This is a genomic window from Curtobacterium luteum, assembly GCF_014646995.1.
GTDB classification, from domain to species: Bacteria; Actinomycetota; Actinomycetes; order Actinomycetales; family Microbacteriaceae; genus Curtobacterium; species Curtobacterium luteum.
In genome coordinates this window covers 689,677-713,663 of sequence record NZ_BMOI01000001.1, presented here as the reverse complement: position 1 = coordinate 713,663, position 23,987 = coordinate 689,677, and the positions used below count along the sequence as shown (strand labels likewise).

The following is a 23,987-nucleotide window of genomic DNA, read 5'->3' as shown; positions in this document are numbered from 1 at the left end:
CGCTGCCAACGACCCGCGCAACAGACCGGCACACGACGGAACGTGCTGTCACGCAGGCCGGTCGGTGCGTCCTCGTGTGACGTCGTGGAGCGTGGGGCGGGGGTTCTGTGACGCCGTGTGCAGCACTACCGTGAGCGCATGACCGGACACCGCGTGACCGTTCCCGAGTCGCCCGCCGACGGTGCGAAGCCGAAGGGGCCGCAGTCGTACTTCCCGAGCATCGAGGCGAAGTACGGCCGTCCGGTGCAGGAGTGGCTCGACCTCGTCGCGGACCGGCTCGACGGTGACGGGCACATGGAGGTGGTCGGCTGGCTCAAGGAGGAGCACGGCATGGGCCACGGCCACGCGAACGCGCTCGTCGCGTTCGTGCGGCGGGCGCTGGGGGACTGAGGCAGCGCCTCTCCAGGGTCGTCGTGCCGCTGTGGCGCCGGGCAGCCGTGCCGCCGTGCCGTCGTGCCGCCGGGCTGCCGGCCGCCGTCAGGGGCGCAAGACCTGTGCGAGGTGGGCGAACGTCGCCGTGTCCTCGTGTGCGCCGCCGCCCTCGTGCCCGTTGTACTCCCAGACGGTCATGTCCTTCGGCCCCGCGTACGCGTTGAATGCGGCGTACACGGTGGAGGGCGGGCAGATCGGGTCCATCAGCGCCGTCGAGAACCACGCCGGGGCCGTCGCACGTGCGGCGTGCAGCACCCCGTCGAAGTAGGCGAGGGTGCGGAACACCTCGTCACGGCGGTCCCGGTGCACGGTGAGGTACCGCGCGATCTCGTGGTACGGGTCGGCGTCGGTGATGACCGTCGCCCGCGGGAAGTCGCAGAGGAACGGCACGCGCGGGAACACTCCGGCGAGGTCGTCGACGAGCCCGGCGACGGCGATCGCCAGCCCGCCGCCCTGGCTGCCGCCCAGGACAGCCACGCGCTCCGGGTCGACGAGGCCGACCGCGCGGGCGGCGTCGACGGCGCGGACCGCGTCGACGGTGAGCCGACGGTAGTAGTAGGTCTCGCGCGACTCGATGCCGCGGGTCATCACGCCGGGGACGGCGGGGCCGCTGCCGTCCGGGTCGGGGGTGTCGCCGACCGACCAGCCGGAGCCCTGCCCGCGGGTGTCCATCACCAGGTGCGCGTAGCCCGCGGACGCCCAGAGCAGGTGCTCCGTCGCGAGACCGCGTCCGCCGCCGTACCCGATGTACTCGACCACCGCGGGCAGCGGTGCGTCGGCCGTCGTCCCCGCGGGGACGCTGAGCCACCCACGGACCCGTTGGCCGTCCCACCCGGCGAACGAGACGTCGTACACGTCGAGCGTCGTCAGGCCGCTGTCGACGAGCGTCGTCTCGACCGCGACGGGGTGCTGCCGCGCGGCCGTCAGGGTCTCGCGCCAGAATGCATCGAAGTCGTCCGGTTCGACGGCGGTGCCGCGGTGGGCGAGGAGTTCGGGTCCGGTGATGTCGGTGTACACGCTCTCGACCCTGGCACGGCCCGGCGACGCCCGCCAGGACCGTCGTCGGCCGGTGGACAGACCGCGGCCGGACCCGGGCCGTGCAGGGATGACCGCGAACGCCCGGATTGTCGGCGGTCGCTCCTAGCGTGGCGGCGTGGTCGAACCCGTGGACGCGTGGTGGCGCCGCCGGCAGTGGTCCCGCGGCGTCCCGGTGCCGTACGCCGTCGGCGAGTTCCGGGCCGCGTGGGAGTCCTACCCCGTGCTCGTCCGGCAGTACCACCCGGAGTGGAACCACGGCGTCGTCCTGACCCAGGTGCCGCCTGCGGCCGAGGTCCTGCTCACGTGGGAGTGCGACGTCGGCCACGTCTTCGTCGCCACGCCGGCGGAGCAGCGGGGGCGGCCCGGACGCGAGCGTCGGCGGTCGGTCTGGTGCCCGGAGTGCGCCGTGCAGGCGCAGCCGCAGCGCTGGCCCGTCCTGCCCGACGACTGGCCGGACGCGGTCCCCGCCCCGCAGCGCGTGGTCCGCGCCACCGGGCGACAGACCCTGCCCGCGGCGCCCGCCCGGGGTGTGCCCGCCGGGGCCGTCGCCAGCAACCGCAACCGGCCCCGGCGCACGGGTGACCGGCGCCCTTCGGTGCCGAGGACCATCTGCCCGAAGACGCCGCGGGTGCCGTCCGGAGACGCCTTCACGAGCGTGTGCGCGCCGGCGACGGCCTCCGCGGTCGAAGCCGACCTCCGGGCCGCGTTGATCGAGCGCTTCGACTTCACGTTCGACCGCAACGCGATCAAGCTCGACCGGCCGTTCTTCGACCACGTCGAGGCCTGGCCGGACATCGTGCTGCCCGAGCTGCGCGTCGCGATCGAGTACGACTCCACCGGACGGCACGGGCTCGAGCACGTCGGACCGCGACAGGAGACCGACCGGCGGAAGGACCGCGCCGTGCGGGCCGTCGGGTGGGAGGTCGTCCGCATCCGCACCGGGCGCCTGCCCGCGCTGGGGCCGTACGACCTGCAGGTGTCGGGCATCTCGAAGCGGACCGTCGAGCAGCTCGTCGACACCCTGCGCGACCTCCGCGGGTCGCTCTTCGTCGACGCCTACGCCCGCTGAGCAGGCGCTGACCCGCAGCGGTCGACCGTCCCGGCCAGCCCGGTGGCCGATCGACCCCGCCACCCGGCGAGCCCGTCAGCCACGCAACGCCAACGCTTCGCTCCGCCACCGCGCCAGGAGCTCCCACGGGTCCCCGACGCCCGCTCCGACCACGTCGACGTGTGCGAGCAGCTCCGGGGTCGTCCGGAACCACTCGGTGCCCGGGTACCGCGTCGCCGCGAACTGCGCGTGGCGGCGACGCTCGATCGTCCGGTCACCGCGCTCGAACGCGAGGAGGTCCTGGTGCGCGATCGCCGCGAGCCGCTGGCGCGGGTTCGCGGTCGTCCCGATCTTGATGCGGTCACCGCTCGCGTCCCGCATCCGCAGGTAGTACACGACGTCGACGCGCGGGGGAGCGAGGTCACCGTCCGGGACCTCGCCCCATCGCCACTCGCAGACGGCGCACACGGAGCCGCCGGGGTACCGGACGCCGACCCGTGACCCGCACAGCGGGCAGGGACCGGGCAGGACGTCCTCGACCCCACCCGGCTCGAGGTCGAGCACGGACTCGTGGTGCACGCCGCACAGGGGCACCGGCACGGAGGCATCCGTCGCGGGGGAGGCGCACCCGGGGGCGCAGCAGGTCGTCACGTGCGGAGTCTCACACGGACCACCGTCACGCCCGGGACGGCACCGCCGTCGCCCGCGCCGTCCCACCCGGCCGGGTCACCCGGAACCACCGGATCAGCTCGCGCAGCGCGGGCACGACGGGCCCGGCCTCGTGGTCGTCCGGCAGGAAGTCGATGTCGTCGAAGGTCGTCCGGTACCCCGGGAGGTCGGCGTGCTGCAGGGTGTCCTCCGTGGCGTACCCCATCGTCCACCCCGGGAACTGCCGCTCCGGCACCTGCTCCTCGAGGAGCACTGTCACGTCGTCGTGGCGGGGGTCCTCGGTGATGTACGTCATTTTGTCGCGCACTGCCGCCTCCGGCCCTTCGAGGAGCTGCAGGAACCGGTGGTCCTTGAAGAGTAGGAGGCCGGTGATGCCCGCCGACTCGTTCGCTGTCCGGGCGTGCGCGAGGAGCTCGTCGAGGTCGTCGAGGTCGAAGCCGACGACCGCACGGCTGGCGTACACGAGCGAGAGCAGCGGCCCGTCCGTGGTCGAGGGGACCGGATCGTTCGACATGCCCCCATCCAACCCGGGACGTGTCGGCGGACCCCCAGCGCCGTCCGTTCTCCGCACCGTCGGGACGGCGCGCCCCGCCGCTTCCCCGCTCGTCGTCGCCGCTCACTCCTCGAAGATCACCCCCACCGGCTCCCGCTTCTCCTCCTGGAACCGGTCCTCGGCACGCCCCAGCGCCCAGTACGCCGACAGCGACAGCTCCGACTTCTCGAGTCCCCAGTCGTCCTGCAACAGCCGTCGGATCGCCTTCACCGCGCTCCGCTCGCCGTGCGCGAAGACCTGCACCGGCCGGGAGGCACGCTCCAGACCGCGCGCCGCCGCCAGCAGCAGCGTGCCCGGCTCGGCGCCGGTGGCGTCGCGGTGCAGCCACCGCAGGTCGACACCGGTCGGGTGCGCGACGGGCTGCTCGTCGGCGGGACCGGCCACCTCGACCAGGGCGACGCCCGTGGCGGAGTCGGGCAGCGCCTCCAGGGCGGACCCGATGGCGGGCAGGGCGCTGTCGTCGCCGAGCAGCACGTGGGTGACCGCGGGGTCCGTGGACGGCGCGTAGCCGCCGCCGGGGCCGGACAGCGCGAGCCGGTCGCCGGGGCGGGCGCCCGCCGCCCACGGTCCCGCGAGACCCTCGTCGCCGTGCACGACGAAGTCGATCGCGATCGTCCGGGTCGCGGTGTCGACCTTGCGGACCGTGTACGTGCGGCGTGCCGGGAGGTCCGCCTTCGGGAGCGTGGCACGGAGTGCGTCGAGGTCGTACGGCGGTTCCAGGCCGAGCCCCGGCTTCGCGAGCAGGAGCTTGACGTAGCGGTCCGTGGCGGCGAGCCGCTCGGGGTCGGCGCCGCCCACGAAGTCGTCGAAGGCCGGTCCACCGAGGTGGACCCGGACCATGTGCGGGGTCAGCCGCTCCGTGTGGTCGACGACGAAGACGTGCTGCGGGCGGTTCGGCTTGGGACTCATCGGGGACGAGTCTCCTCTCGTTCGGGGCGAGGTCTCGGTTCCTCGGTGTGGCGCTTGACTGTCCAGGAGGTGAGGTTAGCCTTACCTCATGGACACGACCGTGACGCCGTTCTCGGAGCTGCTGCGTCGCCGCACCCGGCGGTCGCCCGGTTCCTCGACGGGTGACGGGCTCCTCCGCGACCTCGCGGCGGGGACATGCGACGTCGCGGACCACGCCGACCTCCTCGGACAGTACGCGTTCGTGTACGAGGCGCTCGAGCGCGCCGCCGAGCGGATGGCGGACCACCCGGTGGTCGCGCCCTTCGTCACGCAGCACCGCAGCCGGATGCCGGCGATCCGTGCCGACCTGGAGTACCTCGTCGGGCCGGACTGGTCCGAACTCGTGTGCCCGCTGCCCGCGACCACGGCGTACGTCCGACGGCTGAACGAGGTCGCCGCGACCTGGCCCGGCGGCTTCGTGGCGCACCACTACACGCGGTACCTCGGAGACCTGTCCGGCGGCCGGGCGATCGGTACCGTGCTGAGCGACCGGTTCGGCTTCGAGACGAACGGCGTGCTCTTCTGGATCTGCGAGCAGGTGGCCGACCCGGCCGCGTTCGAGGACACCTACCGCGAGCAGCTCGACCGGGCTCCGTGGGACGCCGACGAGCAGGAGCGGGTCATCGCGGAGGTGGAGCTCGCACACGCGCTGGACCGTCGGCTGCTCGCGGAGCTCGAAGCCCTCCGGGTGCCGTCGGCCTCCGCCGTCCACCACTGACCCGCCGGGGTCGCGGCACACACCGGACGCTGGGGTGCTCCCGTCGCGTGCCGTGGGCCCGGTGCTGCTCCGTCCGGACGGTTGTCGTCACCCGTGCCGACGGGCCAGTACGCTGCTGGGATACCGGGGCGGGACCCCGGCCGACCCGGAAAGGACGACATGACGGCGATCGACGGCCAGACGCGTCACGGACGCGCCAGGGACGACGTCAGCGGAGCGGTCGACAGCGACCTCCGCGCCGACGTCCGCTACCTCGGCAACCTGCTCGGGCGGGTGCTGCGCGAGGTCGGCGGCGACGACCTGCTGCACGACGTGGAGACCCTGCGGGCCGCGGTGATCGACGCCTACGAGGGCGCGGGCACCGAGGGCGCCGCGCGCGCCGAGCAGCTCGTCGCGGGCATGACCGCCGAGCGCGCCGAGGCGGTCGCCCAGGCGTTCACGACGTACTTCCACCTGACGAACCTGGCGGAGGAGCGCCACCGCGTCCGCGTCCTCCGGCAGCGCGGCGACGACGGCGGGCTCCCCGGCGACTCGTTCCCGGCGACGTACGCGTCGCTCGTGGAGCAGGTCGGTGCCGACGAGGCGGCCGCCCGACTCGAGGGGCTCCGGTTCCACCCGGTCCTCACGGCGCACCCGACGGAGGCCCGACGCCGTGCGGTCACGACGGGGGTCCGTCGCATCACGGACCTCATCGACGAGCGCGACCGCACCCGCAACGCCACCGCGCGCGCCGAGAACGAGCGGCGGCTGCTCGAGGAGATCACGACGCTCCTGCGCACCTCGCCGCTCCGCACCACGCGCCCGACCCCGCTCGACGAGGTCCGCACCGCGATGAGCGTGTTCGACCAGACGTTGTTCGAGATCGTGCCGCAGGTGTACCGCCTGCTCGACGACCGGCTGCAGGGCGACGACGCGGGCCGCGCTCCGGTCGTCGCGCCCGCGTTCGTCCGCTTCGGCACCTGGATCGGCGGCGACCGCGACGGCAACCCGCACGTCACCGCCGAGGTCACCCGGCAGGCAGCGGAGACGGCGTCCGAGCACATCCTGCTCGGACTCTCCCGTGCCGCGACCCGCATCGGCAGCGCCCTCACCCTCGACGCCAGCGAGACGCCGGCCGACGCCGGACTGACGGCGCTCGTCGCCGAGCAGGAGCGGCTCGACCCGGCGGTCGCGGAGCGCATCGGTGTGCGCGCGCCGAACGAGACGCACCGGCGCGCCCTCCTCTTCGTGGCGGCGCGGATCCGCGCGACCCGTCGCCGCGACGAGCGGATCGCCTACGCCGGTCCCGAGGAGCTCCTCGCCGACCTCCGGACGATCCAGACGTCGCTCATCGCGGCCGGCGCGGTCCGTCCGGCGCACGGCGAGCTGCAGAACCTCCTCTGGCAGGTCGAGACCTTCGGGTTCCACCTCGCCGAGCTCGAGGTCCGCCAGCACTCGCAGGTGCACCGCAATGCCCTCGCCGAGATCCGCGCCGGCGGGGAGCTGAGCCCGATGACCGAGGAGGTCCTCGCGGTCTTCCGGACCATCGCCGAGCTCCAGGGGCGCTTCGGCGTCCGGGCTGCCCGTCGGTACATCGTGTCCTTCACGCAGTCCGCGGCGGACCTGGCGAACGTGCACGAGCTCGCGGTCGCCGCGCTCGGTTCGGCCGAGGCCGCGCCGGTGCTCGACGTCATCCCGCTGTTCGAGACCTTCGCGGACCTGCACGCCAGCGTCGACATCCTCGACGAGGCCGTGCGCACCGAGCCGTTCCAGCGACGCCTCGCCGCGACCGGCCGGAAGCTCGAGGTCATGCTCGGCTACTCGGACTCGTCGAAGGACGTCGGCCCGGTGTCGGCGAACCTCGCGCTGTACGACGCCCAGGCCCGGATCGCCGACTGGGCCGCCGCGAACGACGTCGAGCTGACGCTGTTCCACGGCCGCGGCGGTTCGCTCGGCCGCGGCGGTGGCCCGGCCAACGAGGCCGTCCTCGCGCAGCCGCCGGGCTCGATCGACGGTCGGCTGAAGCTCACGGAGCAGGGCGAGGTCATCTTCGCCCAGTACGGCGACCAGGACATCGCCGCCCGACACCTCGAGCAGATGGCCTCGGCCACGCTCTTCGCCTCCTCGCCGTCGAACGAGCAGCGCACCGCGGCCGCGGCGACCGAGTTCGCCGACCTCGCCCAGCGCCTCGACGACGTCTCGCGGCAGGCGTTCTACGACCTTGTGAAGGCCGACGGGTTCGCCCCGTGGTTCGCCCGCGTCACCCCGATGGAGGAGCTCGGCCTGCTGCCGCTCGGGTCGCGTCCGGCCCGCCGTGGGCTGAGCGTCGAGTCCCTCGAGGACCTCCGCGCGATCCCGTGGGTGTTCTCGTGGACGCAGGCGCGCATCAACCTGGCCGGCTGGTACGGCCTCGGGTCCGCGCTCGAGGCGGTCGGCGACGTCGACGCCCTCCGCCGCGCGTACGCGGAGTGGCCGCTGTTCGGCGCGATGATCAAGAACGTCGAGATGTCGCTGGCGAAGACCGACGAGTACATCGCCGAGCGCTACCTCGAGCTGGCCGACCGTGACGACCTCGCCGCGAAGGTGCTCGACGAGATGCGCCGCACCCGGGCGTGGGTCCTGCGCGTGTCCGGTGGTGCCGACGTCCTCGAGGACCGCCCGGTGCTCGCCCGCGCCGTGCGGCTCCGCAGCCCGTACGTCGACGCGCTCTCGCACCTGCAGCTCCGTGCCCTCCGGTCGATCCGGACGAGCGGCAGCACCGACTCCACGGACGGCGACCACCGTCTGCTCCTGCTGACCGTGAACGGGATCGCCGCCGGTCTGCAGAACACCGGCTGATCGGGCCCCGCCCGGCACACGGAACGCGCGCGTCGCGACGGCACACCCGTCGGACGACGCGCGTTCCGTCGTCCCGGGGTCGCGTCGTCCGCGGGTCCCGGCCGGTGCGGAACGACACCGCCGCTGTCGCACGACGACGGCCGCGTCGTTCCAGCGCTCGCCACCGTTGACGCTGCCCCTTGTCGAATCGATTCGACGCGGCGTACCGTGGGCGCCGTGACGACGGAGCGCACCCGGAACCGGACCAGGACCACCCCGCGAACCGGCCTGCCCCCGATCGTGCCGCTCGCGCTCATCGTCGGCGTCTCGCCGTTCGCGACGGACATGTACATCCCGGCGCTGCCCGCGATCGCGCGTGACCTCGCGACCACCCCGAGCGCGGTGCAGCTGTCACTCACGGCCTTCCTCGTGGCGTTCGCGGTCGGGCAGCTCCTGGCCGGTCCGGTGAGCGACGGGGTCGGGCGGCGACCGATGCTCCTGCTGGGGACGGCCGTGTTCGCGGTCGCCTCGGTCGGCTGTGCCCTCGCGCCGGACGTCGTGACGCTCGTCGTCGCCCGGGTCTTCCAGGGGCTCGCCGGCGCCGCCGGGGCCGTGGCCGGGCGCGCGATGGTGTCCGACGTCACCGACGGACCGCGGACGGCGAAGGTGTTCGGCACCCTCGCGGCGATCAACGCGATCGGGCCGGTCGTCGCGCCGCTGGCCGGGGGAGCCGTGCTCACCGTCGCGAGCTGGCGGGTGATGTTCGTCGTGCTCGCACTGCTCGGTGCGGTCTTCTTCGTGCTCGTCGTGGCCGGGTTCCACGAGACCCTGCCCGCCGAGCGCCGCGGTGGGGTCGGCCTCGCGGCGAACTGGGCGCGGATCCGGGAGTTGACGGCGATCGGCCGGTTCCGTGCGTACGTGCTCACCGGCGTGCTGTCGACGATCGGTTTCTTCGCCTACATCGCGACGAGCTCGTTCGTGTTCCAGACGCAGTACGGCTTCTCGGAGGGGCTGTACACGCTCGTCTTCGCCACCAACGCCTCGATGATGATCGTCACGACGCTGGTGTTCCGCCGTGTCGTCGGCCGGTTCTCCGAGGACGCGTTGCTCGCGTTCGGCCTCGCCGTCGGGACGCTCGGCGCGCTCGGGGTGCTCACGTCCGCGGTCCTCGGACTCGGGTCCGTCCCGGTGTGGTGCTCGCTGGCGGTCGTCACCGCGGCGTGGGGCTTCGTCCTGCCCGCGGCCATGACCCGGACGCAGCACGTCGGGGCGGCGCACCCCGGTACCGCGGCCGCGCTCCAGGGCGGGCTGACGTTCGGACTGGGCGGGCTCGGCACGCCCCTCGCCGGTGCTCTCGGCGGGACCGCGCTCGCGATGGGTTCGGTCATGGCGACCCTCATGGCGGCGGCCGTCGTCGTGCAACTCGTCGCCACGCGCCGCGCCGGTGTGGGCGCGCGAGCCTGACGGGCCGGTAGGTTCGACCCGGTAGGTTGCGAGCACGAACCGAAGGGGAGCGCACCGGATGGACATCGTCGTACACGAGGCATCAGCAGACACGGCCGTCCTGGAGTGCAGTGGTCGGCTCAACATGGTCTCCGCACCCGTCTTCCGCGAGCGGGTCGCCGAGGTCGTCGGCGGCGGACGATCGCACCTCGCGATCGAGCTGTCGGGCGTCGACTTCATGGACTCCTCGGGCCTCGGCGTCCTGGTGGGGTCGCTGAAGACGGCACGGCAGGCCGGGGGAGACCTCCGCATCGCGGCGCCCTCGGACCAGGTGCAGATGGTCCTCAAGCTGAGCAACATCGACAAGATCCTGCGGACGTACCCGGACGGGGACGCCGCGGTGTCCGACTGGCTGTGACCACCGCGACCGGCGCGCACCGCGTCGAGTTGGACTGTCCGCCGGACGACGTCACGGCGGTGCACGAGTTCCTCGCGCGGGTGTGGCAGGCCGAGCCCTCCGTCTCCGCCGAGGACCGGATGGCGCTCGAACTGGCGCTCGTCGAGCTGGCCTCGAACGTGATCGAGCACGCCGGGCGTGCCCGGGGCGTCGCGTGCCAGGTCGACCTCGCCTGCTCCGCCGAGGGGTACGCCGCCGTGGTGACCGACGACGGGGCCCCGGCATCGGTGGATCCGGGTGCCGCGGCGCTGCCCGACGACCTGGCGGAGAGCGGCCGCGGGCTCGCGCTCGTCCAGATGGTGGTCGACGACCTGCGCTACGACCGGGTCGGTGACCGGAACCGCTGGTCGCTGCACAGGGCGCGGCACGACTGAGCGCGTGGGTGCCCGACTGGCCCGAGTGGCCGCAGCCGCATCGTCGGCGGCGGACGCTCTCCCGGCGAGCATCGCTCGGCTGGTCCGGCGGCCGCACTCGCCGAGCCGTTTCCCGCAAAGCCACGACGGCCGATTGCGTGATCGCCGTGTCTCCGTGCGACGCTTCGCCTGATGAGCACCGCCAGTGACGCAGGGCCCGATCTCGATCCGAGATCGGCTTTCGACGTCGCGGGTTCGCACCCGGACGAAGCGGTGCGGCTGTACGAAGAGGCCTACGACGGCGCGGGGTTCTCCGCGACACGGACCGACCGGACGTTCGGCTTCCGGTTCAAGGTCGTCGGCGACGACACGATGACGTTCCGTTCGACCCGCTTCGACGGCCGGATGTCCGGCGAGGTCGAGGTGCGCGACGAGTACGTGGTGATGTGGACCGCCGAGGGTGGCGGGCTCGTCGACGTCGGTCGCGACGAGGTCGCCTTCGGGCCCCGCACGCCCATGATGTTCCCCACCGGGCGGCCCTTCGTGTTCGACCTGGCCGACCTCCGGCAGAGCCTGGTGCAGATCGACCGCGAGTACCTCGAGCGGGTCGCGGCCGAGGTGCACGGGACCCAGCCCGGGGCCCTGGTGTTCGACCACGCGCACACCCCTGACACGGAGGACCTCCGCGCCTGGAACGCCCACGTGCAGCGCGCCGCCCGCATCGTCCTCGGGCCGGCGCCGTTGACGCCGCTGGCACTCGCCGAGACCACCCGGCAGACCGCCCAGGTCCTGCTCCGGACCTTCCCGCACACGGTCCTCGCCCCCGACGTGCCGCTCCCGCAGGGGGCGACCGGTCGCGTCCGGTCCGCCATCGAGTTCATGCACGCGTTCGCGCACACCCCGATCACGACGACCGACGTCGCCGAGCACGTCGGACTGAGCGTCCGCGGGTTGCAGCAGGCGTTCCAGCGCCAGGTCGGCACCGCACCGAACGCGATGCTCCGGGGCATCCGGCTCGACCGCATCCACGAGGAGCTCCGACGAGCACGTCCCGGCGACACCACCGTCGCCGCCGTGGCCGTGCGGTGGGGGTTCGCGCACCTCGGTCGGTTCTCCGCCGCGTACGCGCGACGCTTCGACGAGTACCCGCGCGACACGCTGCAGAACTGACCCGCTGCCCCCGCGCGTCACACAGTCGGACGGGATCGAGGCTCCGGGTACGCTGCCCTCGTGCAGCGACCGCGACCGTGGGTGATCGTGCCCGGCATCTGGAACTCCGACCCCGAGCACTGGCAGTCCCGCTGGCAGGCCGCACGCGAAGCTGAGGACGGCCGGGTCGTCCGGATACTCCCGGCATCGTGGGGCGAACCGGAGCCCGACGACTGGCAGGCGGCGATCACACGGGCGGTCGAAGCGACCGACGAACCGCCGGTGCTCGTCGCGCACAGTCTCGGCGTCCTCGCGGCAGCGCGATGGCTGGCCAGCCCGGAGGCGTCGACGCACCCGGTGGCCGGCGCGCTGCTCGTCGCGCCGCCGGACCCCGACGGTCCCGGGTTCCCGGACGCTGCGCGGGGGTTCACGGCACCCGCCGGCGTGTCCCACGTCGAGGACGTCCACCTCGTGGTGAGCGATGACGACCCGTACTGCTCGGCCGATCGCGCGATCGAGTTCGCCACGGTGCTCGGCGCGACGGTGCACCGGATCGGCGCCGTGCAGCACGTCAACGTGGCCGCCGGCGTCGGCTGGTGGCACGAGGGGCGGGCGCTGCTGGACACGATCGACGGCTCGGCCCGGTCGGCCGGCGCGGAGGACGTCCGGCCGGCCTGACGTCGGCGCACCCCGCCGTCCCTGCGTGCCGCCGTTCTTGCGCGCTGCCGGGTCGGCGTGTTGGTCGCACGACGTGCCGCTCGCTCTGCGGCGCCCGACCCGTTGCGCGACCAACTCCGGGCGCGCACGACACGTCCTGCGACCAACTCCGGGCGCGCACGGCACGTCCTGCGACCGGCACCGGCCGCACGGACGCGAGCCGCCCGACGACCCGGCGCCACGACGACGCCGACACGTGGCCGGGCAAGCACACCCGACCTGCGACACGCCGCTCACGTCCGGCGCGATATGGCAGCGGATCTCGCGACACTCCGCGGATCTCCCCGCGGTGTGACGTCCCGATATTTACTGTTCGGGCATGGAGACGCAGTCCGGCGCACGCACCCCCCTCGTGGACCCCTTCGGCCGCGAGCTCGAGGAGTGGCTCCGTGACGCCCCGGCGACGCGTGCCCCGTACCTCGCGGACCTCGTGGTCCCGCCGGTCACCGGGCCCGTCCAGCGACCGGACGCCGCGACCGACACCACCCCGACGACCGATCCGGCTCCCGGCACCGACCGAGCCGCCGCTGCGCACGAGACCGTGCCCGACGCCGCGCACGAGACTGCACTCGACGCCGCGCACGAGACCGCGCCCGCAATCCAGGCCGACTCCGCCTTCCGCCGCCCCCGCGACCGCGCGCGTCACGCCGCCTGCACCCCGTCGTTCCCCGAGCCGCCGACGCGCCTCGCGCTCCGGATCGAGGACCTCGCCGTCGAGGTCGACGCCGCCACCGGCCGACCCGCCATCGAACGGATCGTGCTGCTCGAGGACGAGGTCCGCCGTCGTGACGAGGACCTCGCACGCCTCGCTGCGTGGGAGGCCACGGTCGCCGGGCTCGACGACCCCGAGGTCCGCGCCGCCCGGGAGTTCGCCCGCTCGGTGTTCGCCGACCTGCTCGCCGACGCCGCCGCCGAGGCCGACCGTCGCGCGCGTTCCGCGGCCCGTCGTGCCGCCACCAGCCCCGTCCCCGTCGCATCGACCGCTCCCGTGGCGCCGACCGCCCCCGTGGCGCCGTCGCCGCGGCACGCGACGCCCGCGCCGAGCGCACCGGTCGCGGACCTCGTCGTCCCGGAGCGTGCTCCGGAACCCGTCGCCGACCGCGACGAGCCCGCGCGACCCGCACCGGGCCTCCTGGCCGTCACGCCGGTGTCCGCGAACGCGCGACCGACCCCGCTCGTCCAGCCCGCCACCGGACCCACGGTCATCGACCGGGCCGCCTTCGCGGCCGCGCTGACCGCGCACACCGGGACCACCGCGAGCACCCCCGTCGTGCTCCCCGAGTCCGCGCGTCCCGCGGACTCCCCGGCCGAGTCGGTCGACACCACGGACGCCCCCGCGCCCGGATGGTGGCAGCGACTCGTCGCGCGCATCCTGCGGGCGCTCGGCCGCGCCTGACGGACCGCCGGGAGGCCCGGATCGCCCGGTCCGGTCGGCCCGCTCCGGGCGCGGGGTCGGCTCGGTAGACTGACGGGATGCCGAAGCTCCGCGAGATCCTGGACGTCGTCGAGCAGCTCTGGCCGTCCGCGGGATCCGAGTCGTGGGACGCGGTCGGACTCGTGGCCGGCGACCCCGACGCCGACGTGCACCACGTGCACCTCGCCGTCGACGCGGTGCCCGCCACGGCCTCCGAGACGGTCCGGCTCGGGGCGGACCTGCTCCTGACGCACCACCCGCTGCTCCTCCGCGGCGTCACGACGGTCGCCGAGTCGACGTACAAGGGGAGCGTCATCGCCACCCTCGTCCGCGGCGGCGCCGGACTGCTCGCAGCGCACACGAACGCCGACGTCGTGACGACCGGTACCTCGGCCGTGCTGGCTGACCGGCTCGGCCTCGTCGACCAACGGCCGATCCAGCCCGGTGCCGACCCGGCGACCGGCATCGGCCGGGTGGGCACGCTCGCCGAGCCCACGACGCTGGGCGCCCTCGCGCGCTCCCTCGTCGACCTGCTGCCCGGCACCGCCACCGGCGTCCGCGTGTCCGGCGGGTACGACGACCCGGTGCGGACCGTCGCCCTCTGCGCTGGCGCGGGCGACTCGCTGCTCGGGCACCCGGCCGTGCTCGGGGCCGACGTCTACGTCACGAGCGACCTGCGGCACCACCCGGCGTCCGAGTTCCGCGAGCAGGCGATGCTCGGACGCGGGCCAGCGCTCATCGACACCTCGCACTGGGCGACCGAGTGGCTGTGGCTCGACATCGCGGCCGCCGAGCTCGCCGCCGCCACCGGGGTCCGCGTGACCGTCAGCGACCTCCGGACCGACCCGTGGGACTTCGCCGTCCTGCCGGCGGCCGAACCGACCGGACGCCCCGGACCGGCCGACCACCCAGAACCGACCGCCGCGTCGGGACCGTCCGCGTCGGCCGCAGCAGCGGCCGACCCCACCGGCGCCGCAGCCGGGACCACCCCTGAAGCAGAAGGAGCCTGACCGTGAAGGCAGCACCCGAGGACCAGGTCATCCTCCTCGACGTCCAGCGACTCGACAACGACGTGACCCGCATCGAGCACCGCATCACCTCGCTGCGCAAGGGCGACCAGCTCACCGAGCTCGGCACGAAGGCCGCCGCCCTGCGTGGTGAACTCGCGGCAGCGACCGGCCTGGTCGAGGACGCGGAGCGCGAGCTCGCCCGGCTCGAGTCCGACACCGCGATCGCGCAGGCCCGGGTCGAGCGGGACACCACGCTCCTGCAGAACGTCGCGAACGCGAAGGACGCCGCAGGGCTCCAGAGCGAGCTCGACTCCCTGCAGCGGCGGATCGGCGACCTCGAGACGAGCGAACTCGAGGTCATGGAGCAGCTCGACGGGCTGCGGGCGAGGGTCGGCGACATCGAGGCGCAGCTCGCGGACGCAGACGCCGCCCGCGCCGGTCTCGCGGCCGAGCGCGACGCCGAGATCGCCCGGCTCGAGGCCGATCGCGCCTCGGCCGTCCAGTCGCGTGCCGACGTCGCCGCGAAGGTCCCGGACGACCTGCTCGCGCTCTACGACCGGCAGCGTGCGCGGTACGGCTTCGGTGCGTCGTTGCTGCAGGGCGGGGTGTCGACCGCGTCCGGCGTGACGCTGACGGCCTCGGACCTGCAGACGATCCGGGCCGCGGCGCCGGATGACGTCGTGCTGTGCCCGGACAGCGACGCCATCCTCGTGCGCACGCCCGAGTCGGGGCTGTAGACCCGATCACCCGTCGGACGGGAGGCGCGGTGCCGGGCTGGCACCGGGCCTCCCGTCCGTGCCGCGGCCGCAGCGGCGTGCGGCGGCGTGCGGCGGCGCTGCGGCGGTGGCGTGGCGTGGCCGCGGCCGCAGGGTGCGAGGATTCGCGCTCCGTGCGAGGCCCAGCGCGTCGCACGGTGTGCGGAACCTCGCACCGTGCGGAGGGAGCTTCGCACGGTGCGAGGCCGGGCCCGCGCCCGCTGGCGCGCGGACGACGGGCGCGCGGCCGCGCGGGGCGGCGTGGCGTGGTGCGGCGGCGGCGGCGGCGTGGCCGCGGCCGCAGGGTGCGAGGATTCGCGCTCCGTGCGAGGCCCAGCGCGTCGCACGGTGTGAGGAACCTCGCACCGTGCGGAGGGAGCTTCGCACGGTGCGAGGCCGGGCCCGCGCCCGCTGGCGCGCGGACGACGGGCGCGCGGCCGCGCGGGGCGCGAGCAAGCGACTCGCGTTCGTGTGGGCGAATGGGCCGGCCGTACGCCGGGTTCTGTCCCGCTCTCGCGGTGACGGCCATCTCTCTCGGACCGACGTTGCCGTCGGCCTCCAGCGGTCTACCCGAGGACTCGGCGAGCAGCCTCGACGTCCTCTGTCTGACCTTGCTCCGGGCGAGGTTTACCGAGCGGATCCGGTCACCCGGACCCCTGGTGGTCTCTTACACCACCGTTTCACCCTTACCGACGTCGCCGCCGGCGGTCTGCTTTCTGTGGCACTGTCTCGCGGATTGCTCCGGGTGGGTGTTACCCACCGCCCTGCTCTGTGGAGCCCGGACGTTCCTCGGCACTCCCGGAGGAGTGACGCGACCGTCTCACCGACCCATTCGCACGGACGAGTCTAGCGGTGACGCGTCCGTGCAGCGTCCACGCCGGCGACCGGACTCTCCCGGTCCGAGCAACTCCGCGCGCCTACGCCTACGCCTACGCCTGCGGCTTCGACTGCGCGGCGAGCGTCGCCGCCCCGATGATGCCCGCGTTGTTCCGCAGCGTCGCCGGGATGATCGGCGCCTGGAGGTCGAGCAGCGGCAGGAACTCCTCGTGGTGCTTCGACACGCCGCCGCCCACGACGAAGAGCTCCGGGGAGAGCAACGCCTCGAGCGTCGAGTAGTACTTCTGCAGCCGCTTCGCCCAGTGCTTCCACGACAGGTCGTCGCGCTCCTTGGCGGCGAACGAGGCCTTCGTCTCCGCGTCGTGCCCGTCGATCTCGAGGTGCCCGAGCTCCGAGTTGACGATGAGCACACCGTCGTTGATGAGCGCCGTGCCGATCCCGGTGCCCAGGGTCGTGACGACGACGAGGCCGTCCTTGCCCTTCGCCGCCCCGAACTGCTGCTCCGCGAACCCGGCGGCGTCGGCGTCGTTGACGAAGTGGATCGAGCGGCCGAGTTCCTTCTCGAAGAGCGCCTCCGCCTCGAACCCGATCCACTTCTTCGACACGTTCGCGGCGGACATGGTCTTGCCGTCGCGGACGATCGCCGGGAAGCACACGCCCACCGGGACGTCCGCGGCCGGGGCGAGCTCCTCGACGATCGACTTCGCCACCGCGACGATGTCGTGGGGCTTGCCGCCCTCGGGCGTGGCCTTCTTGATCCGGTCGGTCGTGAGTTCGCCCGAGGCGACGTCGACGATCGCGCCCTTGATGCCCGTACCGCCGATGTCGACGCCGACTGCGAGGGTGGTCATGAGGAGCCTTTCGGTTGAGGGGTCAGGAGACGGTCAGGAGTTCGGCGCCGCGCTCGGTGACGACGAGGGTGTGCTCGAACTGTGCGGTCCACGACTTGTCGCGGGTGGAGACGGTCCAGTCGTCCGACCAGATGTCCGCCTCGATGCCGCCGAGGGTCAGCATCGGCTCGATCGTGAACACCATTCCCTCCTCGATGACCGTGTCGTAGTGGGGCGCGTCGTAGTGGGGGATGATCAGCCCGGAGTGGAACGTCCGTCCGACGCCGTGGCCGGTGTAGTCGCGGACGACGCCGTACCCGAACCGTTTGGCGTACGCCTCGATCGCGCGGCCGATGACGTTGACCTGGCGCCCGGGGGCGACGGCCTTGATGCCCCGCTCGAGCGCGGTTCGCGTGCGGTCGACGAGGTCGCGGACCTCCTGCGAGCCCTCGCCCACGATGAAGGTGCGGTTCGTGTCGCCGTGCATCCCGTCCTTGTAGGCGGTGATGTCGATGTTGACGAGGTCGCCCTCCTGCAGCACGGTGTCGTCCGGGATGCCGTGGCAGATGACCTCGTTGAGGCTCGAGCAGAGCGATTTGGGGTAGCCGCGGTAGCCGAGCGTGGACGGGTACGCACCGTGTGACACGACGAACTCGTGGCCGATGCGGTCGAGCTCGTCGGTGGTGACCCCGGGGCGGATGGCCGCGCCGACGGCGTCGATCGCCTGCGAGGCGATGCGCCCGGCGGTCCGGATCCGTTCGATCTCCTCGGCGGAGTACGTGTCGCCGTGGCCGTGCTCGTCGGGCTCGGCGCGCCCGACGTACTCGGGCCGCTCGATCTCCTTCGGGACGGGCCGCTGCGGGGAGATCCGGCCGGCGGTCAGGTGTCCGTGTGCGTCCCGGGGCATGCCGACCACTCTATCCGGGCGCGCGGGACCCGAGTTTCGGCCCGTGCACGCCGAGACTCGCCCTGGGCGACGGATCGTGCGCGCTCGCGCGCGAGACGTGTCGCCCACGGCGAGACTCGCCCCGCAGGACGCGACCACGACGCGACCGCCTGGAGGCCCGGGGCCGGCCCGGCGGACCGGCACCGGGCCTCCAGGCGGTCGCCCTGCGCGCCCCGGGACTCGGGCTGCGCGCCCCGAGACTCGGGCTGCGCGCCCCGAGACTCGTCGTGAGCGCCCCGGGACTCGGTCTGCGCGCCCCGAGACTCGGCCTGCGCGCCCCGAGACTCGGGCTGCGCGACAGCTCTCGCGCGCTTTCGCCCGAGAACTGTCGCTCACGCCGAGACTCGCGCCAGCCCCCGGCCCCGGCCCCAGCCCCCAGCCCCCCCGGCCCCGGCCCCGGCCCAGCCCAGGCCCCGCCCCCTAGCCCCAGCCCGCCCAGCGGCACGCCCGGCCCGCACGCCCCCGCCGTGGGTACGGTGGCGGCATGAGCGACGAACGCATCGAGTCCCAGTGGTGGTTCAACGAGAAGACGCACGCGGTCGAGCAGGGCCCGCAGTCCCCGCAGCGCGACCGCATCGGGCCGTTCGAGACCCGCGAGGAGGCGCAGCACGCCCTCGACCGCATCAAGGCGAACAACGAGCGCTGGGACGACGAAGACTGACCGGAGAACCAATAGGCTGAGACTCCCAGCTGGACCAGCTGCACCACGGAAAGGGCGTCAATGGACAAGCAGACGGACTTCGTGCTCCGCACCATCGAGGAGCGCGGCATCAAGTTCATCCGACTCTGGTTCACCGACGTCATCGGGACGCTCAAGTCGGTCGCGATCGCGCCGGCCGAGGTCGAGGGGGCCTTCGCCGAGGGCATCGGCTTCGACGGCTCCGCGATCGAGGGCCTGACCCGCAGCTACGAGGCCGACGTGCTCGCGCACCCGGACCCCTCGACGTTCCAGATCCTCCCCTGGCGCGGCGAGATCGACCCCACGGCCCGGATGTTCTGCGACATCACGACGCCGGACGGCCAGCCCGCGGTCGCCGACCCGCGCAACGTCCTGAAGCGCACCCTCGCGAAGGCGAGCGAGCGCGGGTTCACGTTCTACACGCACCCGGAGATCGAGTTCTACCTCCTGAAGAGCCGCGAGTGGAAGGACGGCGGCCCGCAGCCCGTCGACCAGGCCGGCTACTTCGACAACGTCCCCGGTGGCAGTGCGCACGACTTCCGCCGCCGCTCGGTCCGGATGCTCGAGGACCTCGGCATCTCGGTGGAGTTCTCCCACCACGAAGCCGGTCCCGGCCAGAACGAGATCGACCTCCGCTACGCCGACGCGCTGACCATGGCGGACAACATCATGACCTTCCGCACGGTCGTGAAGGAGGTGGCGATCGAGCAGGGCGTCTACGCGACGTTCATGCCGAAGCCGCTGTCCGGTCAGCCGGGCTCGGGCATGCACACGCACGTGTCGCTGTTCGAGGGCGACCAGAACGCCTTCTACGAGGCCGGGGGCCAGTACCAGCTGTCCGAGACGGCGAAGCACTTCATCGCCGGGGTCCTCCGCCACGCGCCCGAGATCACCGCGGTCACGAACCAGTTCGTGAACTCGTACAAGCGCCTCTGGGGCGGCGACGAAGCACCCTCGTTCGTCACGTGGGGCCACAACAACCGCTCGGCCCTGGTCCGCGTCCCGCTCTACAAGCCGAACAAGGGGCAGTCGGCCCGCATCGAGTACCGCGGCATCGACTCCGCCGCGAACCCGTACCTGGCGTACTCGCTCCTCCTCGCGGCCGGCCTCAAGGGCATCGACGAGGGCTACGAGCTCCCCGCCGAGGCCGAGGACAACGTCTGGAGCCTGTCCGACTCCGAGCGTCGGGCCCTCGGTTACAAGCAGCTCCCGGCGAGCCTCGACCACGCGCTCGGCCTCATGGAGGACTCCGAGCTCGTGGCCGAGACCCTCGGCGAGCAGGTCTTCAACTTCGTGCTGCTCAACAAGCGGCAGGAGTGGCAGGCCTACCGCGACCAGGTCACGCCGTTCGAGCTCGACACGAACCTCGGCGCGCTCTAGCACTGCCCGCATGACCGGTCGGACGAAGACGTCACGGTCCGAGCTCGCCCGGCTCGGCTTCGCCGAGCTGTCGGAGAGCCTCGAACGGATCGCCGCGCTCGAACGGGTCCCCGGCCTGGAGGCGCGGTTCGGCGCCGTCCTGCCGCATGCGGGCAACGGGTCTGCCGCGGTCGGCAACGGGTCTGCCGCGGTCGGCAACGGGTCTGCCGCAGCCGACGCCGGCGCACGCCCCGTGTCCGCCGGGGGCGGGTCCGGCCTCCCTGGGTTCGACCCGGCAGCGGTCTGGGGCGCGACCGCCGACCCGGACGGAGCGCTCCGCCTGCTCGAACGCCTCTCGGAGCGCGCGCCCGACGAACTCGGAGCCGTCCTCGCCGACGGGGCCGCGGCCGCACGGCTCGTCCGGCTCCTCGGCGCGTCCGTCGGGCTGGGGGAGTTCCTGCACCGGCGCCCCGCCGAACTCGCCCTGCTGTTCGACCCGGTGACACCGCCATGGACGCAGGACGACTACACCGCCTCCCTGCTCGCCGCGGTCGACGGCGCGACCGGTGAGGACGCCCGGCTCCGCCTCCGGGTGCGCTACCGCCGGCACCTCGCGCAGATCGCGCTCTTCGACGTCCTGCACGACGCCCCGACCGAGGCGTTCCCCGCCGTGGCCGCCGGGCTCGCGGACCTCGCGGGCGCGGCACTCGAGGCCGCGGTCGACGTCGCCCGGCGCGAGGTGCCGTTCCCCGCCGCCGACGTCGAGGCCACCCCGCTCGCCGTCATCGCGATGGGCAAGGCAGGCGCCCGTGAGCTCAACTACGTCAGCGACGTCGACGTCATCTTCGTGACCGAGCCCACCCGCGACGACGACGCGGACACCGGGGTCGGCACGGACCGCGCAGTGCTCATCGCCACCCGGCTCGCCGTCGCCGCCACCCACGCGATCACCGACCTGGCGGCCGAGCCCGCGCTGTGGGAGGTCGACGCGAACCTCCGGCCCGAGGGCAAGGACGGCGCGCTCGTCCGCACGCTCGACTCGCACGTGGCGTACTACCAGCGGTGGGCGCGGGAGTGGGAGTTCCAGGCGCTCCTCAAGGCTCGACCGATCGCCGGGTCCGCGGACCTCGGACGCCGGTACGCCGAGGCCGTGGCGCCGTTCGTGTGGACCTCCGCCACCCGGCCTGGCTTCGTCGAGTCGGTGCAGCGCATGCGGGAGCGGGTCACCGAGCACATCCCCGACGCCCAGGTCGACCGGCAGCTCAAGCTCGGCCCGGGCGGGCTGCGCGACGTCGAGTTCACCGTGCAGCTGCTGCAGCTCGTGCACGGCCGTGACGACGAGAGCGTCCGGGTGCGCTCGACGCTCGAGGCGATGGACGCGCTGACCGCGGCCGGCTACGTCGGGCGGCCCGAGGCGGCGCGGTTCGGCCCCGACTACGCGCTGCTCCGTGTCCTGGAGCACCGCATCCAGCTCCGCCGTCTGCAGCGCACGCACCTGATGCCCTCCGACGAGGACGAACTCCGCGTCCTCGCACGGTCGAGCGGTCTCGCGACCTCGGCGGCGGCGCTCGAGGACCGCTGGCGCACGGTGAAGCTCGAGGTCCGCGGACTCCACGAGCGGATCTTCTACCGCCCGCTGCTGTCCGCGGTGGCGGCCACCGACGGCGAGATCGTCCTCACCAGCGACCAGGCCGCGGACCGTCTCGGCGCCATCGGCTTCGCGGATCCCGCGGGCGCGCTGGGACACATCCGTGCGCTCACGCAGGGCACGAGCCGCCGCGCCGCGATCCAACGGAACCTGCTGCCGGTGCTCCTGCGGTGGATGGCCGAGGGGCCGGCACCGGACCGGGCGCTCCTGGCGTTCCGTCGGCTGAGCGACACCCTGGGGGAGTCGAGCTGGTTCCTCCGGATGCTCCGCGACTCGTCCGGGGCGGCCCATTCGCTGACCACCGTCCTGTCCGAGTCCGCGTTCCTCTCCGGGCTGCTCGAGCGCTTCCCGGAAGCCGTGGCCTGGCTCGACGAGCCGGAGTCGCTCCTCCGTCCGCGACCGATGGAGTCGCTGCTCGCCGAGATGACCGCGACGACGGCCCGGCACGGGAACGACCTCGACGGGTCCGCCGCGCTCGTCCGCTCGGCCCGACGGCGCGAGACCCTGCGGCTCGGCATGGCCGCCGTGCTCGGCTGGCTCGACGTCGACGCCCTCGGGCCGGCCCTCACCGACGTCACGGAGGCCACCCTCGCCGGCGCCCTCACCCTCGCCCGCCGCGGCGCGCCCGAGGGACTCGAGTTCGGCATCGTCGCGATGGGCCGCTACGGGGGCCGCGAACTCGGCTTCGGGTCCGACGCCGACGTCCTGTACGTGTACCGCGCCGCCGAGGGCACCGAGCCCGAGGTCGCCTCCCGCGCCGCCCAGGCGATCGTGCGCGAGCTCGGCCGGCTCACCGAGGACGCCATCCACCCGTTCGAGCTCGACGTCGACCTGCGCCCCGAGGGCAAGAACGGGCCGCTCGTGCGCACGCTCGAGTCCTACGCCGCCTACTACGCGCGGTGGTCGTTGACCTGGGAGGCGCAGGCGCTGCTCCGTGCCCGCGGAGCCGTGGGGGACCAGCAGCTGCTCCGCGACTTCGAGCACCTCGCCGACCGCACCCGCTACCCGGAGCACATCGACGACCACCAGGTCCGCGAGGTCCGGCGCATCAAGGCCCGTGTGGAGTCGGAACGGCTGCCCCGGGGCGCCGATCCGGCTCGGCACCTCAAGCTCGGACGCGGATCGCTCAGCGACGTCGAGTGGTTCGTGCAGCTCCTCCAGCTGCAGCACGCGCTGACCGTGCCCGGGCTCCGGACGACCTCGACGCTCGAGGCCCTCACCGCCGCCACCGACGCCGGGCTCGTCGCGCCGGACGACGCCGACAAGCTCGGCGCGGCGTGGCGGTTCGCGTCCCGGGCCCGGAGCGCGCTCGTGCTGTGGTCGGGGAAGACGACCGACGTGCTGCCCGTCGACCGGATCCAGCTCGAGGGCATGGCACGGCTCATGGAGTACCCGCCGGGGTCGGCCACGCAGCTCGAGGAGGACTACCTCGGTGTGACCCGGCGCGCCCGGCAGGTGTTCGAGCGCGCGTTCTACGGGGCCTGACCGGCGCGGCACTGCGCGCCGGCACGCCGGCGCGCGGCGTCCGCAGCGGGGCGCGATCCGCGCCAGCGGCCGGACAGGAGGCCCGTGGTTGCGCCGGCCCGCACCGCCCGTCCGACGCGTTCCCCGTACCCGACGGGAGGCCCGTGGCGGGGCCGACCCGTGCCTCCAGGCCGCCGTCCGCTCCCGCCCGGCGCGCTCCCACCGCGGCTCGAGACGCGTCCGGCGACACCGCGACACGCCCGAGCCGACGTCGTTCGCCCGAACATGACGTGCCGTCGAAGGTGAATTCCGTGTGTCCGGAACCGTCCCCCGGAGCTGTGAACCCTGTACCCCGCTGTTGGGACCGCTCCCAGCCTGTTACCCGGCCGTTACCGTCCTCGGGTCGACGCCGAACGACGCGACCTGACCGTGTCCCACGAGTGAAGAAATACCTGATTGACCGGGGATTTTCGATCTGAGTCGACCCGAGGGTCGCGCAGGCTGGAGGCGAGGAGTGTGCCGGTTCGGCTGATGGAGCGGTCCGCCGGACTGCTGTCAGCAGTCGGGGGGACACCGAGCCGTCGCTGAGTGGGGGACCAGGGTGTACCCCGTAACGCGCTCGTAACGCCCCCACTCGGGGGTCGTGTTGCGCGGGCCCTGCGCTTTCTGCACGATTGGCCCCACCCGAACCGACCACAGGTTCCTCGATGAAGCGGAATCCCCA

At 73.5% G+C, this 23,987-nt stretch carries 20 protein-coding genes, 1 other RNA gene and 1 pseudogene; 15 read left to right on the top strand and 7 right to left on the bottom strand.

Features of this window, described 5'->3' with window-relative positions:
- Positions 1-138 precede the first annotated feature (138 nt).
- Positions 139-390, top strand: coding sequence for a DUF4287 domain-containing protein (locus IEY20_RS03190; protein ID WP_175327711.1), 252 nt, complete (start codon positions 139-141; stop codon positions 388-390).
- A gap of 87 nt (positions 391-477) precedes the next feature.
- On the opposite strand, the gene IEY20_RS03185 is transcribed toward IEY20_RS03190, so the two are convergent.
- Positions 478-1,449: an acetylxylan esterase gene (locus IEY20_RS03185; RefSeq protein ID WP_175327712.1), complete on the bottom strand. Its 972-nt coding sequence runs from the start codon at positions 1,447-1,449 to the stop codon at positions 478-480.
- 136 nt (positions 1,450-1,585) lie between these two features.
- On the opposite strand from IEY20_RS03185, the gene IEY20_RS03180 reads away from it, so the two are divergent.
- Positions 1,586-2,539, top strand: coding sequence for a putative endonuclease domain-containing protein (locus tag IEY20_RS03180; protein WP_175327713.1), 954 nt, complete (start codon positions 1,586-1,588; stop codon positions 2,537-2,539).
- 75 nt (positions 2,540-2,614) lie between these two features.
- Here IEY20_RS03180 and IEY20_RS03175 read toward each other — a convergent pair whose 3' ends face one another.
- The 3 genes from IEY20_RS03175 to IEY20_RS03165 form a co-directional block, all read right to left on the bottom strand.
- Complete coding sequence (locus tag IEY20_RS03175) at positions 2,615-3,118, bottom strand: GIY-YIG nuclease family protein (RefSeq protein WP_204620656.1); 504 nt, start codon at positions 3,116-3,118, stop codon at positions 2,615-2,617.
- A 76-nt stretch (positions 3,119-3,194) separates the two neighbouring features.
- Positions 3,195-3,701, bottom strand: a complete 507-nt coding sequence (locus IEY20_RS03170) for a BLUF domain-containing protein (protein ID WP_229727826.1) — start codon at positions 3,699-3,701, stop codon at positions 3,195-3,197.
- Positions 3,702-3,803: 102 nt separating this feature from the next.
- Positions 3,804-4,649 (bottom strand): siderophore-interacting protein, encoded by an 846-nt coding sequence (locus IEY20_RS03165; RefSeq protein ID WP_175327715.1) that lies wholly within the window; start codon positions 4,647-4,649, stop codon positions 3,804-3,806.
- A gap of 88 nt (positions 4,650-4,737) precedes the next feature.
- On the opposite strand from IEY20_RS03165, the gene IEY20_RS03160 reads away from it, so the two are divergent.
- From IEY20_RS03160 to IEY20_RS03115, 10 genes and pseudogenes are all read left to right on the top strand, one after another.
- Complete coding sequence (locus IEY20_RS03160; RefSeq protein WP_175327716.1) at positions 4,738-5,406, top strand: biliverdin-producing heme oxygenase; 669 nt, start codon at positions 4,738-4,740, stop codon at positions 5,404-5,406.
- Between the two features lie 159 nt (positions 5,407-5,565).
- Positions 5,566-8,223 carry a phosphoenolpyruvate carboxylase gene (locus IEY20_RS03155; RefSeq protein WP_175327717.1) on the top strand — a complete coding sequence of 886 codons (2,658 nt, stop codon included), beginning with the start codon at positions 5,566-5,568 and terminating at the stop codon, positions 8,221-8,223.
- Positions 8,224-8,439: 216 nt separating this feature from the next.
- Complete coding sequence (locus tag IEY20_RS03150; protein ID WP_229727825.1) at positions 8,440-9,666, top strand: multidrug effflux MFS transporter; 1,227 nt, start codon at positions 8,440-8,442, stop codon at positions 9,664-9,666.
- A gap of 58 nt (positions 9,667-9,724) precedes the next feature.
- The gene (locus IEY20_RS03145) at positions 9,725-10,063 is read left to right on the top strand and encodes an STAS domain-containing protein (RefSeq protein ID WP_175327718.1); all 339 of its coding nucleotides are present in this window, start codon (positions 9,725-9,727) and stop codon (positions 10,061-10,063) included.
- Positions 10,060-10,476 (top strand): ATP-binding protein, encoded by a 417-nt coding sequence (locus IEY20_RS03140; RefSeq protein WP_022904648.1) that lies wholly within the window; start codon positions 10,060-10,062, stop codon positions 10,474-10,476. Before IEY20_RS03145 ends, IEY20_RS03140 begins: the two co-directional genes overlap by 4 nt.
- 171 nt (positions 10,477-10,647) lie before the next feature.
- Complete coding sequence (locus IEY20_RS03135; RefSeq protein WP_175327719.1) at positions 10,648-11,625, top strand: helix-turn-helix transcriptional regulator; 978 nt, start codon at positions 10,648-10,650, stop codon at positions 11,623-11,625.
- A gap of 60 nt (positions 11,626-11,685) precedes the next feature.
- Entirely contained in the window at positions 11,686-12,282 is a 597-nt protein-coding gene (locus IEY20_RS03130; RefSeq protein ID WP_175327720.1) for an RBBP9/YdeN family alpha/beta hydrolase, read from the top strand.
- Between the two features lie 358 nt (positions 12,283-12,640).
- Positions 12,641-13,717: a hypothetical protein gene (locus IEY20_RS03125; protein WP_175327721.1), complete on the top strand. Its 1,077-nt coding sequence runs from the start codon at positions 12,641-12,643 to the stop codon at positions 13,715-13,717.
- A gap of 77 nt (positions 13,718-13,794) precedes the next feature.
- A pseudogene (locus IEY20_RS03120) lies at positions 13,795-14,601 on the top strand (Nif3-like dinuclear metal center hexameric protein); the annotation flags it as partial.
- Between the two features lie 146 nt (positions 14,602-14,747).
- Complete coding sequence (locus IEY20_RS03115) at positions 14,748-15,482, top strand: zinc ribbon domain-containing protein (RefSeq protein WP_022902793.1); 735 nt, start codon at positions 14,748-14,750, stop codon at positions 15,480-15,482.
- A gap of 494 nt (positions 15,483-15,976) precedes the next feature.
- Here IEY20_RS03115 and rnpB read toward each other — a convergent pair.
- From rnpB to map, 3 genes are all read right to left on the bottom strand, one after another.
- Positions 15,977-16,331: RNase P RNA component class A (gene rnpB / locus IEY20_RS03110), an RNA gene on the bottom strand.
- Positions 16,332-16,429: 98 nt separating this feature from the next.
- Complete coding sequence (gene ppgK / locus IEY20_RS03105) at positions 16,430-17,188, bottom strand: polyphosphate--glucose phosphotransferase (protein WP_175327723.1); 759 nt, start codon at positions 17,186-17,188, stop codon at positions 16,430-16,432.
- Positions 17,189-17,210: 22 nt separating this feature from the next.
- On the bottom strand, positions 17,211-18,074 hold the full coding sequence (map, locus tag IEY20_RS03100; protein ID WP_175327724.1) for a type I methionyl aminopeptidase: 864 nt from the start codon (positions 18,072-18,074) through the stop codon (positions 17,211-17,213).
- A 523-nt stretch (positions 18,075-18,597) separates the two neighbouring features.
- Here map and IEY20_RS03095 point away from each other — a divergent pair.
- Genes IEY20_RS03095 through IEY20_RS03085 form a run of 3 tightly spaced genes read left to right on the top strand, consistent with a single transcriptional unit; the run spans position 18,598 to position 23,284 of the window.
- A complete protein-coding gene (locus tag IEY20_RS03095; RefSeq protein WP_148286109.1) occupies positions 18,598-18,774 on the top strand; it encodes an SPOR domain-containing protein in 177 nt (58 codons plus the stop codon).
- Between the two features lie 60 nt (positions 18,775-18,834).
- Complete coding sequence (glnA, locus tag IEY20_RS03090; protein ID WP_175327725.1) at positions 18,835-20,172, top strand: type I glutamate--ammonia ligase; 1,338 nt, start codon at positions 18,835-18,837, stop codon at positions 20,170-20,172.
- A gap of 10 nt (positions 20,173-20,182) precedes the next feature.
- Positions 20,183-23,284: a bifunctional [glutamine synthetase] adenylyltransferase/[glutamine synthetase]-adenylyl-L-tyrosine phosphorylase gene (locus IEY20_RS03085; protein WP_229727824.1), complete on the top strand. Its 3,102-nt coding sequence runs from the start codon at positions 20,183-20,185 to the stop codon at positions 23,282-23,284.
- The last annotated feature ends 703 nt before the right edge of the window (positions 23,285-23,987 follow it).